The sequence below is a fragment of the Pseudomonadota bacterium genome (assembly GCA_016711215.1).
Taxonomy (GTDB): Bacteria; Myxococcota_A; Polyangia.
In genome coordinates this window covers 843,029-856,127 of record JADJTL010000001.1, presented here as the reverse complement: position 1 = coordinate 856,127, position 13,099 = coordinate 843,029, and the positions used below count along the sequence as shown (strand labels likewise).

Below are 13,099 nucleotides of genomic sequence, written 5' to 3'. Positions count from 1 at the left end.
CCCGGACGTGCCTCTTTCGCTCACGCTGCTCAGCGCCGCCGCTCACGCCTCCCCGCCGGTGATCGATATCGACGGCACCCTCGTGCTGCAGCTCGCGCTCTTCGGTCTCCTCTTCCTGGTGCTCCGCCAGCTCGTCTTCCGCCCGCACCTCGCCCTGCGCCGCGAGCGCTCCGCGCTGGTCGACGGCGCGCGCGCGGAGGCGGGGCAACTCACCACGCAGGGCACGACGGCCGCGGGCACCCACGCCCAGCGCCTCGCGGCTGCACGCCAGGCGGCGAGTGCCCAGCGCGCAGCGCAGCGCCTCGAGGCCGAAACCGCAGCACAGCAACAGGTCGCGGCCGCGCGGCGCGCGGCGGAAGAGCGCCTGATTGCCGCGCGGACGGCCCTCAATCAGAGCGCTCCTGCCACGGCCCTGGCCCTGCGCGCGCGCGCAGACCAGCTCGCCGCGGAGATCGCAGCCAAGGTGCTTGGACGACGCCCCTAGCGGCGCCCGCCCTCAAGGCGAAATAGAGAGAGATTCGACCCTTGCCCCTAGCGCCTGCCCAGCAGCTCAACCCTCTGGCCCCGCTCCCCCGCCGCACCCTGCGCCGGGGACCGGTCGCGACCTGCGCGCTCGCCCTGCTGATGCTCGGCGCGAACCTCAGCGCGCCCCGCGCCAGGGCCAGCGGCCCGCAGCCGGCCGCGCCGACGGCCCTTCAGTCCGAAGCCAAGCTGCAGCCACACGCCGGGCGCGCGCAACCGCACGCTGATCCCGCCCAGGCGCACGCTGAGCCCGCCCAGCCGGCCCCGATCAACTGGTTCGGCTGCGGCGCGGACGCGGTGGCGCGCAGCGGGCCTCCGCTCGCGCTCGCGCTGCTCAATTTCTCGCTGCTGCTCTTGCTGCTGGTCCGCCTCGGCCGCCGACCCCTGAGGACCTTTCTCGACACTCGCCGGCGCGAACTGAGCGAGCAGATCGCCGAGGCGACCCAATTGCGCGTACGGGCCGAACAGCAGCTCGCGGCAGCGCAGCGGCTGCTCGCTGGCGTCGAGCGTGAAGTCGCCGAGCTCCGCGCCCAGGCGACCCGCGATGCCGATCACGAGCGCGAGCGCCTGCTTGCCGAGGCCGCGGCGGAGTCGCAGCGCATCATCGCGGTCGCGGAGCGCAGCCTGGAGCAGGAGGTCGAGCGCATCAAGCGGCGGCTCGAGGTCGGCGCGATCGCGGCGGCGCTCGAGGCGGCCGAGCGCCTACTGCACGATCGGGTGACGGCGGAGGACCGCCAGCGGCTGGACGAGGCCTGCCTGCTGCAGCTGCTCCAGCCAGCGGACGGGGGCCCGTCGTGATCGCGGGTCGGATCAGCCAACGCTACGCGCAGGCCTTGCTGCGGATCGCCATCGACCACGCGCAGCTGGACTCCCTCGGCGATCAACTCGCGCAGCTCACGGCGCTCCTGCGCGAGCAGGGCGACCTGCGCGATACCCTGGAGAATCCGACCTACGGTACAGACCACCGGCGGAAGCTCATCGATCAGCTCGCGAACCGTCTCGGACTGCTGCCAGCCCTGCGCAACTGCCTGCGGCTGCTACTCGACCGCGGCCGCATCGCCTTGCTGCCGGAGATCGCCCGCAGCTACGCCGCGGGCGCCGACCGCCACGCAGGTCGTGTGCGCGCCGAGGTCACCAGCGCCGCGGCGCTCGCGCCGGAGCTCGCCGAGCGCATCAAGCGCGCGCTGGAGCAGCGCACGGGCCAGCGCGTCCTGCTGACGACGGCCGTCGATCCCGGACTGATCGCCGGCCTGGCGACCCGCGTCGGGTCGCTCCTCTTCGACGACAGCTTGCGAGCCCGCCTGACGCGGCTGCGCCAGGCGCTGCTGGAGGAAAGGGCCTAGGCGCGATCGGGCGCCAACGAGGCTACGCCACCAACGACTCGCCCCTGCTTGGGCGACGGCCGAGGAACGAAGATGCAGATACGCGCCGAGGAGATCAGCGACATCATCCGCCAACAGATCGAGCACTACGACCAGCGCGTCGCCGTGGTCGAAACGGGCACCGTGCTCACGGTCGGCGATAGCATCGCGCGCGTCTTCGGACTCGAGGGCGCGATGTCCGGCGAGCTGCTGGAGTTCCCCAACGGCGTCAAGGGACTCGCGCTCAACCTCGAGGAGGGCAACGTCGGGGTCGCGCTGCTCGGCAAGGATACGCTGATCAAGGAGGGCGACCTGGCGCGCCGCACGGGCGAGATCGCCCAGGTCCCCGTCGGCGAGGCGCTGGTCGGCCGGGTGGTCGACGCGCTCGGGCAACCGGTCGACGGTGGTGGGCCGCTGGAGCATCCCAGTTTCTCCAAGATCGAGATCAAGGCGCCCGGCATCGTCAAGCGGCGCAGCGTCCATGAACCGCTGCAGACGGGTGTCAAGGCGATCGACTCGATGATCCCGATCGGCCGCGGTCAACGGGAGCTGATCATTGGCGATCGCCAGACCGGCAAGACGGCGCTCGCGGTCGATGCCATCATCAACCAGCGCGGCAAGCACGTGCACTGCGTCTACGTCGCGATCGGCCAGAAGCAGTCCACTGTCGCGCAGGTCGTCGACAAGCTGCGCCATGTCGGAGCAATGGCGTACACGACGGTCGTCTTGGCCGGCGCCGCCGAGTCAGCGCCCTTGCAGTTCCTCTCGCCCTACACCGGGGTCGCCATCGGCGAATACTTCATGAACCACGGCGGCCATGCGCTGGTGGTCTACGACGACCTGAGCAAACACGCCGTCGCCTACCGTCAGCTCTCTTTACTCTTGCGCCGACCGCCCGGGCGCGAGGCTTATCCCGGAGACGTCTTCTACCTGCACAGTCGTCTGCTCGAGCGCGCGGCAAAATTGAGCGACGCCGAGGGCGGCGGCTCGCTGACGGCGCTGCCGATCATCGAGACGCAGGCCGGCGACGTTTCGGCCTATATCCCGACCAATGTCATCTCGATCACCGACGGCCAAATCTACCTCGAGGGCGACCTCTTCTACGCCGGCCAGCGTCCGGCGGTAAACGCCGGCCTCTCGGTCAGCCGCGTCGGCGGCGCCGCCCAAATCAAGGCGATGAAGCAGGTCGCGGGCCAGCTCCGCCTCGACCTCGCGCGCTACCGTGACCTCGCGGCCTTCGCGCAGTTCGGCTCGGACCTGGACAAGGAGACGCAACGCCAGCTCAACCGCGGCGCGCGCTTGATGGAGCTGTTGAAGCAGGACCAGTACGCGCCCCTGCCCGTCGAAGCGCAGGTCGTGGTGCTCTTCGCCGGATCCCAGGGGATGCTCGACAGCGTTCCCGTCGCCGAGGTCCGACGCTTCGAGCGCGAGCTCCTGCACTGGCTCGACCAGCACCACCCGGCGCTGCTCGAGCAGATCCGCGCGACCGGCGAGTTGTCGAGCGAGCTGAAGCAACAGCTCCGCCAGGCCATCGAGGCCTTCGTTGCCGAGTTTGGCGCCGGCAATCAGGTCGCCAGCGCCAAGACCGGCGCCCGCTGAGGACGCGATCATGGCCGCGCTCAAAGACATTCGCCGGCGAATCGCCTCGGTAAGAAGCACGCAGAAGATCACGCGCGCGATGAAGCTCGTCGCCGCGTCGAAGCTGCGGCGCGCGCAGACTGCCGTCGTCGGCGCGCGCCCCTATGCTCGCAAGGTGCGCCAGCTCGTTGCCGAGCTCGCCCGACGCGCCGACCCTTCGCAGCATCCACTGCTGGCCGAGCGCGAAGCGAAGCGCGTGATGATCATCGTGCTGAGCGCCGACCGTGGGCTTTGCGGCGCGTTCAACACCAACGTCTTCCGCGCCACCGAGCACCTCCGCGAAGAGCTGCACGAGGCGGGGCAAAACGCGCAGCTCGTGGTGATTGGGCGCAAGGGGCGCGACTTCTACCGCTATCGCCAGATCGAGCTCGCGGAGTGGCTGCCCGGCGTCGACACGCAGAGCGCCCTCGAGCGCGCCACGACGCTCGCCCAGATCGTGCGCGATCGGTTTACCAGCGCGCAGGCGGATCGCGTCTGCCTCGTCTACAACGAGTTCAAGTCCGCGATGAGCCAGGCGGTGGCGATCGAGCAGCTCTTGCCGGTGGCGCCGCTCGCGCACGAGAGCGACGACGCGCTGTCCGTCGACTTCATCTATGAGCCGAACCAGCAGGCGCTGTTGGCGACGATGCTGCCGATCTATCTGCGCGTCGAGCTGCAGCGCGCCGCCCTGGAGGCGGTCGCCTCCGAGCATGGCTCGCGGATGACCGCGATGGGCAACGCGACCACGAACGCGGCCGAAATGGCCGGAGCGCTGACGCTCGAGTACAACAAGGCGCGGCAGACGGCGATCACCAAGGAGTTGCTTGAGATCATCGCCGGCGCCGAGGCCCTGCGCTAGGAGCGCGTCGGAGACACGAGCGGTGGTGAGTGGCCCAGCGGCCTGCCGCTGGGCCAGAGCGCGCCAACCCCTCGTGGTGGCGAGCAGAGGATAGAGGAAGCATGGACCGGACGAAGCAAGGACGGATCAACCAGGTCTTGGGCGCGGTCGTCGACGTCGCCTTCGACGACCACCTGCCCAACATCTACGGAGCGCTGACGGTGACGAACCCAGAGCTCAGCGACCTACCGGACAACCTCGTCCTCGAGGTCGCGCAGCACCTCGGGGAGCACATCGTCCGCACGATCGCGATGGCGAGCACCGATGGGCTCGTCCGCGGCATGCTCGTCAGGGATACCGGCGACATGATTCGCGTGCCGGTCGGGCGCGAGGTGCTCGGCCGGATCATCAACGTGATCGGCCAGCCCGTCGATGAGGCGGGGCCGCTGGGGGCCAAGCAGTACCGACCGATTCACGCGGCGCCGCCGAAGTTCGTCAATCAGTCGACGAAGATCGAGACCTTTCCCACCGGCATCAAGGTGGTCGACCTGCTCTGTCCCTATCGCCGGGGCGGCAAGGTCGGCCTCTTCGGCGGCGCGGGCGTCGGCAAGACCGTGCTGCTGATGGAGCTGATCAACAACGTCGGCAAGGCCCACGGCGGCGTCTCGGTCTTCGCCGGCGTCGGCGAGCGGACGCGCGAGGGCAACGACCTCTGGCGTGACATGCAAGAGGCCGGCGTGCTCGACAAGATCGCGCTGGTCTACGGCCAGATGAACGAGCCGCCGGGCGCGCGCGCGCGCGTCGGGCTTTCGGCCCTCACCGTCGCCGAGTACTTCCGCGACGAAGAAGGGCAGGACGTGATGCTCTTCATCGACAACATCTTCCGCTTCACGCAGGCCAACTCCGAGGTCTCGGCGCTGCTCGGGCGCATGCCAAGCGCGGTCGGCTATCAGCCGACGCTGGCGACGGACCTCGGCGCGCTGCAGGAACGCATCACCTCCACCGACCGCGGCTCGATCACCTCCGTCCAGGCCATCTACGTCCCCGCGGACGACCTGACCGATCCGGCGGCGGCCACCACCTTCGCGCATCTCGACGCCACGACCGTGCTCTCGCGGCAGATCGCCGAGATGGGAATCTACCCCGCGGTCGACCCGCTCGACTCGACCTCGACCAACCTCAGCCCCGATGTCGTCGGCGTGGAGCATTACACGGTGGCGCGACGGGTGCAGCAGGTCCTGCAGCGCTACAAGGACCTCAAGGACATCATCGCGATTCTCGGGATGGATGAGCTCTCGGAGGAGGATAAGACGACCGTCCGACGGGCCCAGCGCCTCCAGCTCTTCCTTTCCCAACCCTTCCACGTCGCCGAGCAGTTCACCGGCCAGGCCGGGCGCTTGGTCGACGTGACCGAGACGGTCCGCGGCTTCAAGGCGATCGTCGACGGCGAAGGCGACGACCTGCCGCTCGACGCCTTCCGCTACGTGGGTGACCTTGCCGAGGCCCGCGCCAAGGCCGAGCGCCTACGTCAAGAAGGGGGCGGCTAGCTGATGCTTCAGCTGGAGCTCGTCACCCCCAGTGGCACGATCGCGGACACGCCGGTCGAGGAGCTGCGCCTCCCGGGCACGCTCGGCGAATTCGGCGTGCTGCCCGGCCATCGGCCGATGCTGGCGGCCCTGCGATCGGGGATGTTCGCCTTTCGCTGCGGCACGCAGGAGACCGCGCTGGCGATCGGGCCTGGCTTCTCCCGGATCGGCGCGAAGGATAGCGTGCTCGTGGTCACCGAACGCGCGCTGCGCGCGGAACAAATCGATGTCGAGGCCGCCCAACACGCGCTGGCCGAGGGCGAGGCCGCGCTGCGGCAGTGGACGGCGCCCTTGCCTAACGCCAGCGAACCAGGCGCTGCCGAGTATGCGGAACTGCTCGACCGCGTGCGCTGGGCCGAGGCTCAGCTCGCCGTCGCCGGGCTCGGCGGCGCCCGCCGGTAGCGGCGGCTGGCCGCGCCAGCGCTCCTCCCATCAGTCGCGGCGCAGCACCCCGGCTGCCACTGCTCGGCGCAGGCCCAGCAGCAGATGGCGGTGGCTCGACCCGCTGAGTTCGACCTTGCCGCGCAGCGGGCCCCCGAGCAGCCCCAGATCACCGATCGCGTCGAGCAGCTTGTGCCGCGCGGGCTCGCCGACGAGCCGCTCGCCCTCCGGATTGAGAATGCCGCGTTCATCGAAGACCAGCACGCAGTGCAGCCCCGCGCCCCGCGCCAGGCCACGCTGCCGCAGCGCCTCGGCGTCGGCTGCAAAGCCAAAGGTGCGCGCAGCGGCGATCTCCGCCAGGTAGCCCGCGGCGTCGCCGACGGACCAGGCCGCCTGTTGCCTGCCGATGGCCGGATGCGCGTGGTCGAGCTCGCAGCAGATGCGCCCGACGGGAGCGGGCGTCAGGCGAAGGCGGCTCCGCCCGGGTTGGTCTTGCCAGGGGCGCGCCACCGACCACGAGAGCCCCGCGCGCGGGAAGGGCTCCGGCGCGCAGGCCTCGACCAAGGCCGCAGCCCAGACGCTCGAGCTGCCGTCGAGGATCGGCAGCTCGGGGCCGTCGACACAGATCACCGCATCCCAGACGCCGTAGCCGCAGAGCGCCGAGAGCAGATGCTCGATCGTTGCAACGCCGTGATCGGCGCTGCCGAGGCGCGTCTGCGCCAACGCGGGCGTGGCATGCTCGAAGGTCGCCGGGAGCTCGCGGAGAGGCTGTCGGTCAAGGCGCCGCACGAGGATTCCGGCCCCTGGGCGCCGCGCGGGTTCGACCCAGGCGCGCACCGGCGCGGCTCCGTGCAGCCCCAGGCCGGCGAAGACAGGCGTGGCACGTAGCAGGCGCCGCTCGGCTGGCGGCCAGGTCGCCTTGGCGACGCCCGCGCTCAGGCGCGATCTCTAAACATGACGGTGATCGTCAGGCAGTGAAACTCCCGGTCGGAGCTCTGCCTGACTGACTTGTCGAAGACCGTCAGCTCAGGGTGCTCGCGCAACCAGGTTGTGACGCGGCCGCCGAGCTCCTCCCTGTCTCGCGCCTTCGTGGCCGAGAAGACCTTCACCCCCATGCACGACATCGCTCCCCCTCCCCGCTTCGGCAGTTGAAGCGGGATGCGCTCGTAGAATGAAGCTGGGCTGAAGCTGGTCGTGTAGCACGCCCGAAGAAAGCCTGTCCAGGCGGGTGCGCAGGGCAAAGCGCCGAGCGCGCATCGGAACTTGACGGCTCAAGGCATCCGAGGCTAGACCAGGGGCTCGTGGATTTTGGCTCGTGGATTTTGGCGGCGTAGCCAAGTGGTAAGGCAGAGGTTTGCAAAACCTCCACGCACCAGTTCGACTCTGGTCGCCGCCTCCCAGCCTCCCAGGCTCTTGCGGAGCTGGCCTAGGCAAGTCATCCGAAGGGCCCCGCGAGCCGGCCAGCTCAGTGAGAAGCCCCAGTGAGAAGCCCCAGCGAGAGGCCTCATAGCGTTTCGGCACCGAAGCCGCGACGCGTGGGGCGCCGCGTCCACTTGCGCCTGACAGCGGTACCGCCCCCGCTCTCAACCTCACCGCCGATGGTCTCCAGCGGCAGCGGCATGGTCTGTGCCGCCGTCAGGCCGGCTGTCTGAGCTGTCGGATAGAAACGCCAGCGGAGCTGCGCCACCGAAAATTGAATCGACGCCCCACAGTGTTTGCAGCGGTAGACGTAGTGAATGGGGCCACGTGCCCATTCGCGCCGACTGCGGTGCACGGTATCGCAGGCGGCGCAGGTGATCTCGCTAAAAACAGCCACGTCGGCTCCTGCTACGACGAAGTCTCTCTTGCCCCTCGTTTCTTTCAAGAACCAAGCCAAGCATCTCGCCCTCCCAGCGTCCCAGGCTCGACCAGGCGCGGCGGCGCCCCGCCCTTCGGGAGTGACTGACAAGCCATCGCTATTGTTGTTCTTTTACTCCTCCCTCCAGCGTCGAAAGCGCCTGACGGGAGCAAGTGCTGCCACGGTCCGGGGGGCTAGGCGCTCGGCAGCGCGGAGTCGCTTAGAGGCTGAGGCCTGGAGAGGGCGGGCCAAAGGGCCGGCGGTGGGGTCGAATGGTCCCGGCGCCAGGGCCTAGATTCCACAGAGGGGATCATTTGGCGGGCACTTCCTGGCGCTGGCCCCGATCCCCTGTCTGACCCTGCGGCTGTAGTTATCCGCGGCGGCACGCTGGGCCGCGGCGCGCTGGGTCGCGCGATCCCGCTCCTCGGCGCGCTGCTTGCGCAGCAGCTCGCGGGTCGCCACGTCTTTCGCGCTCTTCAGCCGCTCATCGAGCTCCTTGACGCGCTCGTCGCTCTGTTCTTGCTCGCGCGCGAAGGCCGCCTGGCGCTGCTCGAAGTCTTGCTTGAGCGCCTTGATCTCCTCGGCGATGCGCTGCTGCGCGGCCTCGGCGCGCTGCTTTTCCTCCGACTTCTGTTTGAGGAAGTAGCCCAAGCCGACCGCCACCACGACGGCCAGCGCGACGACGGTCACCACGATCTTCCGCAGGGTGTGGGCACCCGCTCGGGCCTGCGCCTCCGCCTCGACGACGACGCGGTGCTGCTGCAGGCGCATCTCGGCCTCGATCCGCGCCCTGTTCTCGGCCTCGGCGACCTGGATGCGCTCGTCACGCGCGGCGCGCTCACGCGCCTCCCGCTCGCGCTGCGTCCGCGCCTCTTCCTCCTGCCGCTGGCGCGCTTCAGCCGCCTTGAGCTGCTGCTCCTCTTGTTCCTTCGCCCGCCGCGCCGCATCGATCCGGTCCTGGACCGCCTGCTTCTCTTCCGCGGTGCGCTGCTCTTCGATCTTCCGGAGCTCCTTCAGGGAAAACAACACCGAGTTCGGATCACGTTCCGCCATGTTCGCCTGCCCTCTCTATTCGGCGTGGCCGCGCCAACCGCCAACGCAGTCGTCTAGCATAATCTCGCGGACGGCTCCAACGCCAGTCAGGCTGCCACGGCGAACCGAAGCTCATCCCTCACGCAGGCTTGCGCCTCGGACCCGCGCAGTTAGAATCGCCCGCGTCATGGTTCAGGCTAACGCGCAGCAGGGCTGGATTGATCTTCACTGCCATATCCTGCCCGGGCTCGACGACGGCCCGACGGCGCTCGATCAGGCTGTAGCCCTCGTGCAGGCCCTCGAGCGGCTCGGCTTCACCACCCTGCATCCGACGCCGCATCAATACGCTGGGCGCTGGACGCCGGACCGCGCGCAGTGCGGCGCGGCCGCGGAAGCGCTGCGAGCGGCCCTGACGGAAGCGGGCAGCAGGACCGTGATCGCCGACCCCGCCGCTGAGAACATGTGGGACGAGCTGTTGGCTGCACGTCACCCCGATCGGGCCCAACCGCATTACACCGGCGCGCGGGCCTTCCTCGTCGAGTTTCCCCGCGACGCGCTGCCCCCCCAGCTCGCAGACCGGCTCTTCGAGCTGCGCCTGCGGGGATCCCTTCCGATCATCGCCCACGTCGAGCGCTGGCCCGAGCTGGCCGACGATCGCGGACGGCTGGCGGAGCTCGCCGGCAAGGCCGCCCTGCTGGTTAATCTCGGCTCACTCGGGGGCATCGGCGGCTGGGGCGCCCGCGCGCGCGCGCGGCGGCTCGTGCTCGAAGGCCGCGTTCACGCCCTCACCAGCGACACGCACGGGCTCGCGGACCTTCGCTACTGCGAAGCTGGCCTGACCTGGCTGCAGCGCCGCCTCGGCACAGCCGGGGCGCGCCAGTTCTTGATCGACGGCCCGCAGGCGCTGCTGGCCGGTGAGATCCCCGAATGGTGAACGCTGCTCTCCCCCCCGATCTAGCAGCCCTCGACCAGGGCAAGATCTCGTCACCACCCACCTCGGAGGCGCTCTGGGAAGAGGTGCTCTCGCCGCTGCGCTGGAGCGAGGGGAGGCTCGAGCTGCTGGACCAGCGCGCCCTGCCCAGCGAGGAGCTCTGGCGCAGCTACGGCGACGAGGCCGAGGTCGCCGAGGCGATCCGCTCGCTCGTTGTCCGTGGGGCCCCCGCGATCGGCTGCGCCGCGGCGCTGGGCCTCGCCGCCGGCGCGCGCGCCTATCCGAGCGATCAGCCAGGCCTTCGCCACGCCTTCGCGCAGGGGGTAGCCCTGCTGCGGGCCTCACGGCCGACTGCCGTCAATCTCTTCTGGGCCCTCGATCGGCAAACGCGGGCCTTCGAGCGCCACGTCGCCGAGGGCAAGCGCGCGGTGAGCGAAGCCCTGGAGCGCGAGGCGCTCGCGATCTGGCGCGAGGACCTCGCCGCCTGCCGGGCGATCGGCCAGCATGGCGCCCCGCTGATCCCCGACGGCGCGCGGGTCCTGACCCACTGCAACGCCGGAGCCCTGGCCACGGGCGGTTACGGCACGGCGCTCGGCGTGATCCGAGCCGCGGTCGAGGCAGGCAAGCGCCTCGAGGTCTTCGCCGACGAGACCCGCCCCGTGCTGCAGGGCGCGCGCCTGACGGCCTGGGAGCTGCAACGCAGCGGCATCCCGGTGACGCTGATCTGCGACAACATGGCGGGGGCCCTGATGCGGAGCGGCGAGATCGACTGCTGCATCGTCGGCGCCGACCGCGTGGCGCGCAACGGCGACGTCGCCAACAAGATCGGCACCTACATGGTCGCCGTGCTCGCCCAGCGGCACGCCCTGCCCTTCTACGTCGCCGCGCCCCGCTCGACCATCGACCGCGCCACCCTCAACGGCGCAGCGATCCCGATTGAAACACGCTCACCCGCCGAGGTGACCACGCTGGCCGGGCAGCAGCTCGCACCGCGCGGCGTCGCCGTCCGCAATCCGGCCTTCGACGTCACCCCAGCCGAGCTCATTACGGCGCTGATCACCGACGCGGGCGTCGCGGCCCCACCGACGGAGGACTCGATCGCCGCCCTGCTCTGAGGGTGCGTCTTGGCGCCATGCGCCGCGTTGCCAGTGGCCGCGGCGTTAGAACTTGAAGGAAACGCCGAGCCGGCCGTAGAGGCGCGGATCGCTGTCGAACATCAGGCTGGAGTAGGCGTCGCGAAACGCCTTGCGCTGGGCCTGGAAGGGCGCCCCCTCGACCAGGCCGACGATTCCCAGGTTTGTCGTCACGGGGATCTCGAGCACGCCTGAAAGCATCAGGCGCGCCCCCCCGTCGCGGTCGCGCGCGCCGTCGACGGCGCACAAGCCGAGCTCACCGCTCTTGGCCGAGCTGGGACAATGCCGGTCGGTGTAGAAGTTGGCATAGACCCGCCCGCTGAAGGTCAGCACCCGCTTGAAGATCAGCGAGGCGACGACCCCAGCGTTGAGGAAGAAGGTGTTGCGCGCCTTGGGGCCGCCGCCCCCGCCCAACGAGACGAGCGCCGCGACGGCGATGGCCTCGTGGTTGAGGAAGCGCAGCTTGGCCATCGCGTCGAACTCGGTGAAGGCCCCCGTCGACCGCAGCTCGACGCCGGCGTCGATCCCATAGTGGCCGCGACTGAGGACGCCCGTGGTCAGGCGCCCCTCGCCCCAGTAGGGGAACCCGAGCGAGACGTCGGCGGTGAAGTTCCGTGGCGAGACGAGCTGCGCGCCATAGGAGGATTGGCTGCGCACCCGCCGCGGCTCGTCGCTCTCATCTGCCTCATTTGCGGCCCCCAGCTGCGCGCCGCCCGCGGGACCCTGAAGGGCCGGGATCGCCGTCACCGGAGGGCCGACCGTGGCGGGAGTCGAGGCCGTCGCCGCCGCGTCCGAGGAAAGGACCCCCGCCGCCGCCATCGGGGCTGCAGGCGCTGCGGCGACGGCTCCATCCACGGAGGGCACCACCGGCGCTGGCGTCGCTGTCACGGCCGCGGGCTGAAGATCGAGGCGCAGGGCGTAGACCTGCCCGGCCGGCAGCACCACGCGCTGCTCGACGGTCTGATGACCGGGCAGCTCGGCGATCACCACATGCGCCCCCTCCGCGACCTCGGCCAGGGTCAGCGGCGCCTTGCCTCGGAACTCGCCGTCGACATAGATGTCGATGCCGCGCTGAGCCGTCACGATCCGCAGCGTTCCGGTCTTCGCCACCGGCACCTGCTCGAAGTTCAGGACCGACTTCGTGGTCTTTCCGGCCTCGATGATCACTGACGCGCGCTGCTCCGCGCGCCCCTCGGCGCGCAGCGAGACAGCATGCGTGCCGACGGTGAGGTCTCCCACGAGCGCCGGCGCCTCTCCCACCAGCCGGTCGTCGACGCGGACCTGGGCCCCGGCGACATTGGTGGCGACGAGCAGGGTTCCCGTCTGCGGCGCGAGCGCCTCGAGGGTGACGGTCAAGGCGCGTTCGTCGCCGCTGCCGAGCGTGACCCACTGCTGCCACGGTCGAAAGCCGGCCTTGCTGACGGCGACCAGGTAATTGCCCGGCGCCAGGGTCAAGCTGCTCGGCAGCCCACCCTCCGGCTTGCCGTTGACCGTCAGCGCCGCGCCGGCGGCCTGATCACCCGCTGCCGTGGACAGACGCAGCGTCGCCTTCGGCACGCTCCGCACCAGCGTGAAGGTGAAGGTGTCGCGACGCGTGACGCTGATCGCCTGCTCCAGGGGGTCATACCCTGCGAGCTCCGCGATCAGCAGGTGTGGCCCACGGGGCAAACGCAGCCGCGTGGGGGTCGTGCCCACGGCGCCGCCCGCCCGCGTGCCGACGTAGATCACCGCGCCAGGCGGCACGGTCCGCACGCGCACGCTGACGCTTCGCGCGGCCCAAGCAGCCGACGACCCAAAGAGCGCGAGCAGCACGACGAGCGATCGCCCCACCGCTCCACCGAGAAATGGTCCGTGCATGGCG

At 70.2% G+C, this 13,099-nt stretch carries 14 protein-coding genes and 1 tRNA gene; 10 read left to right on the top strand and 5 right to left on the bottom strand.

Going from position 1 to position 13,099, the window contains the following annotated elements; genetic code table 11:
• Nucleotides 1-7: 7 nt before the first annotated feature.
• From IPL40_03390 to atpC, 7 genes are all read left to right on the top strand, one after another.
• Nucleotides 8-484 carry a hypothetical protein gene (locus IPL40_03390; protein MBK8480212.1) on the top strand — a complete coding sequence of 159 codons (477 nt, stop codon included), beginning with the start codon at nucleotides 8-10 and terminating at the stop codon, nucleotides 482-484.
• 41 nt (nucleotides 485-525) lie between these two features.
• Nucleotides 526-1,320, top strand: a complete 795-nt coding sequence (locus tag IPL40_03385; protein ID MBK8480211.1) for a hypothetical protein — start codon at nucleotides 526-528, stop codon at nucleotides 1,318-1,320.
• Nucleotides 1,317-1,865: an ATP synthase F1 subunit delta gene (atpH, locus tag IPL40_03380; GenBank protein ID MBK8480210.1), complete on the top strand. Its 549-nt coding sequence runs from the start codon at nucleotides 1,317-1,319 to the stop codon at nucleotides 1,863-1,865. The genes IPL40_03385 and atpH overlap by 4 nt, the downstream gene beginning before the upstream one ends.
• Before the next feature lie 72 nt (nucleotides 1,866-1,937).
• On the top strand, nucleotides 1,938-3,482 hold the full coding sequence (locus IPL40_03375; GenBank protein MBK8480209.1) for a F0F1 ATP synthase subunit alpha: 1,545 nt from the start codon (nucleotides 1,938-1,940) through the stop codon (nucleotides 3,480-3,482).
• Nucleotides 3,483-3,492: 10 nt separating this feature from the next.
• Nucleotides 3,493-4,359 (top strand): ATP synthase F1 subunit gamma, encoded by an 867-nt coding sequence (atpG, locus tag IPL40_03370; GenBank protein MBK8480208.1) that lies wholly within the window; start codon nucleotides 3,493-3,495, stop codon nucleotides 4,357-4,359.
• A 101-nt stretch (nucleotides 4,360-4,460) separates the two neighbouring features.
• Nucleotides 4,461-5,885 (top strand): F0F1 ATP synthase subunit beta, encoded by a 1,425-nt coding sequence (atpD, locus tag IPL40_03365; protein ID MBK8480207.1) that lies wholly within the window; start codon nucleotides 4,461-4,463, stop codon nucleotides 5,883-5,885.
• 3 nt (nucleotides 5,886-5,888) lie between these two features.
• Nucleotides 5,889-6,326 carry an ATP synthase F1 subunit epsilon gene (gene atpC, locus IPL40_03360; protein MBK8480206.1) on the top strand — a complete coding sequence of 146 codons (438 nt, stop codon included), beginning with the start codon at nucleotides 5,889-5,891 and terminating at the stop codon, nucleotides 6,324-6,326.
• 30 nt (nucleotides 6,327-6,356) lie between these two features.
• On the opposite strand, the gene IPL40_03355 is transcribed toward atpC, so the two are convergent.
• Both IPL40_03355 and IPL40_03350 read right to left on the bottom strand, forming a co-directional pair.
• Nucleotides 6,357-7,244: a UDP-3-O-acyl-N-acetylglucosamine deacetylase gene (locus IPL40_03355; protein ID MBK8480205.1), complete on the bottom strand. Its 888-nt coding sequence runs from the start codon at nucleotides 7,242-7,244 to the stop codon at nucleotides 6,357-6,359.
• Nucleotides 7,241-7,429 (bottom strand): hypothetical protein, encoded by a 189-nt coding sequence (locus IPL40_03350; protein ID MBK8480204.1) that lies wholly within the window; start codon nucleotides 7,427-7,429, stop codon nucleotides 7,241-7,243. Before IPL40_03350 ends, IPL40_03355 begins: the two co-directional genes overlap by 4 nt.
• Nucleotides 7,430-7,629: 200 nt before the next feature.
• Here IPL40_03350 and IPL40_03345 point away from each other — a divergent pair.
• Nucleotides 7,630-7,701: transfer RNA gene (locus IPL40_03345), tRNA-Cys, on the top strand.
• Nucleotides 7,702-7,809: 108 nt separating this feature from the next.
• On the opposite strand, the gene IPL40_03340 is transcribed toward IPL40_03345, so the two are convergent.
• Together IPL40_03340 and IPL40_03335 are read right to left on the bottom strand one after the other, a co-directional pair.
• Nucleotides 7,810-8,121, bottom strand: a complete 312-nt coding sequence (locus IPL40_03340) for a hypothetical protein (protein ID MBK8480203.1) — start codon at nucleotides 8,119-8,121, stop codon at nucleotides 7,810-7,812.
• A gap of 312 nt (nucleotides 8,122-8,433) precedes the next feature.
• Nucleotides 8,434-9,195: a hypothetical protein gene (locus IPL40_03335; GenBank protein ID MBK8480202.1), complete on the bottom strand. Its 762-nt coding sequence runs from the start codon at nucleotides 9,193-9,195 to the stop codon at nucleotides 8,434-8,436.
• A 166-nt stretch (nucleotides 9,196-9,361) separates the two neighbouring features.
• Here IPL40_03335 and IPL40_03330 point away from each other — a divergent pair, with 166 nt between their 5' ends.
• Nucleotides 9,362-10,108 carry a hypothetical protein gene (locus IPL40_03330; protein ID MBK8480201.1) on the top strand — a complete coding sequence of 249 codons (747 nt, stop codon included), beginning with the start codon at nucleotides 9,362-9,364 and terminating at the stop codon, nucleotides 10,106-10,108.
• Nucleotides 10,102-11,220, top strand: a complete 1,119-nt coding sequence (gene mtnA / locus IPL40_03325; GenBank protein MBK8480200.1) for an S-methyl-5-thioribose-1-phosphate isomerase — start codon at nucleotides 10,102-10,104, stop codon at nucleotides 11,218-11,220. The genes IPL40_03330 and mtnA overlap by 7 nt, the downstream gene beginning before the upstream one ends.
• A gap of 45 nt (nucleotides 11,221-11,265) precedes the next feature.
• Here mtnA and IPL40_03320 read toward each other — a convergent pair whose 3' ends face one another.
• Nucleotides 11,266-13,095 (bottom strand): PEGA domain-containing protein, encoded by a 1,830-nt coding sequence (locus IPL40_03320; protein MBK8480199.1) that lies wholly within the window; start codon nucleotides 13,093-13,095, stop codon nucleotides 11,266-11,268.
• Nucleotides 13,096-13,099: the final 4 nt, after the last annotated feature.

Excerpts from the sequence above, each read along its gene's own strand:
- IPL40_03350 (MBK8480204.1), bottom strand. The coding sequence starts at position 7,429 with ATGTCGTGCATGGGGGTGAAGGTCTTCTCGGCCACGAAGGCGCGAGAC.
- atpG (MBK8480208.1), top strand. The coding sequence starts at position 3,493 with ATGGCCGCGCTCAAAGACATTCGCCGGCGAATCGCCTCGGTAAGAAGC.
- IPL40_03320 (MBK8480199.1), bottom strand. The coding sequence starts at position 13,095 with ATGCACGGACCATTTCTCGGTGGAGCGGTGGGGCGATCGCTCGTCGTG.
- atpC (MBK8480206.1), top strand. The coding sequence starts at position 5,889 with ATGCTTCAGCTGGAGCTCGTCACCCCCAGTGGCACGATCGCGGACACG.
- atpD (MBK8480207.1), top strand. The coding sequence starts at position 4,461 with ATGGACCGGACGAAGCAAGGACGGATCAACCAGGTCTTGGGCGCGGTC.
- mtnA (MBK8480200.1), top strand. The coding sequence starts at position 10,102 with ATGGTGAACGCTGCTCTCCCCCCCGATCTAGCAGCCCTCGACCAGGGC.
- IPL40_03335 (MBK8480202.1), bottom strand. The coding sequence starts at position 9,195 with ATGGCGGAACGTGATCCGAACTCGGTGTTGTTTTCCCTGAAGGAGCTC.
- IPL40_03375 (MBK8480209.1), top strand. The coding sequence starts at position 1,938 with ATGCAGATACGCGCCGAGGAGATCAGCGACATCATCCGCCAACAGATC.
- IPL40_03330 (MBK8480201.1), top strand. The coding sequence starts at position 9,362 with ATGGTTCAGGCTAACGCGCAGCAGGGCTGGATTGATCTTCACTGCCAT.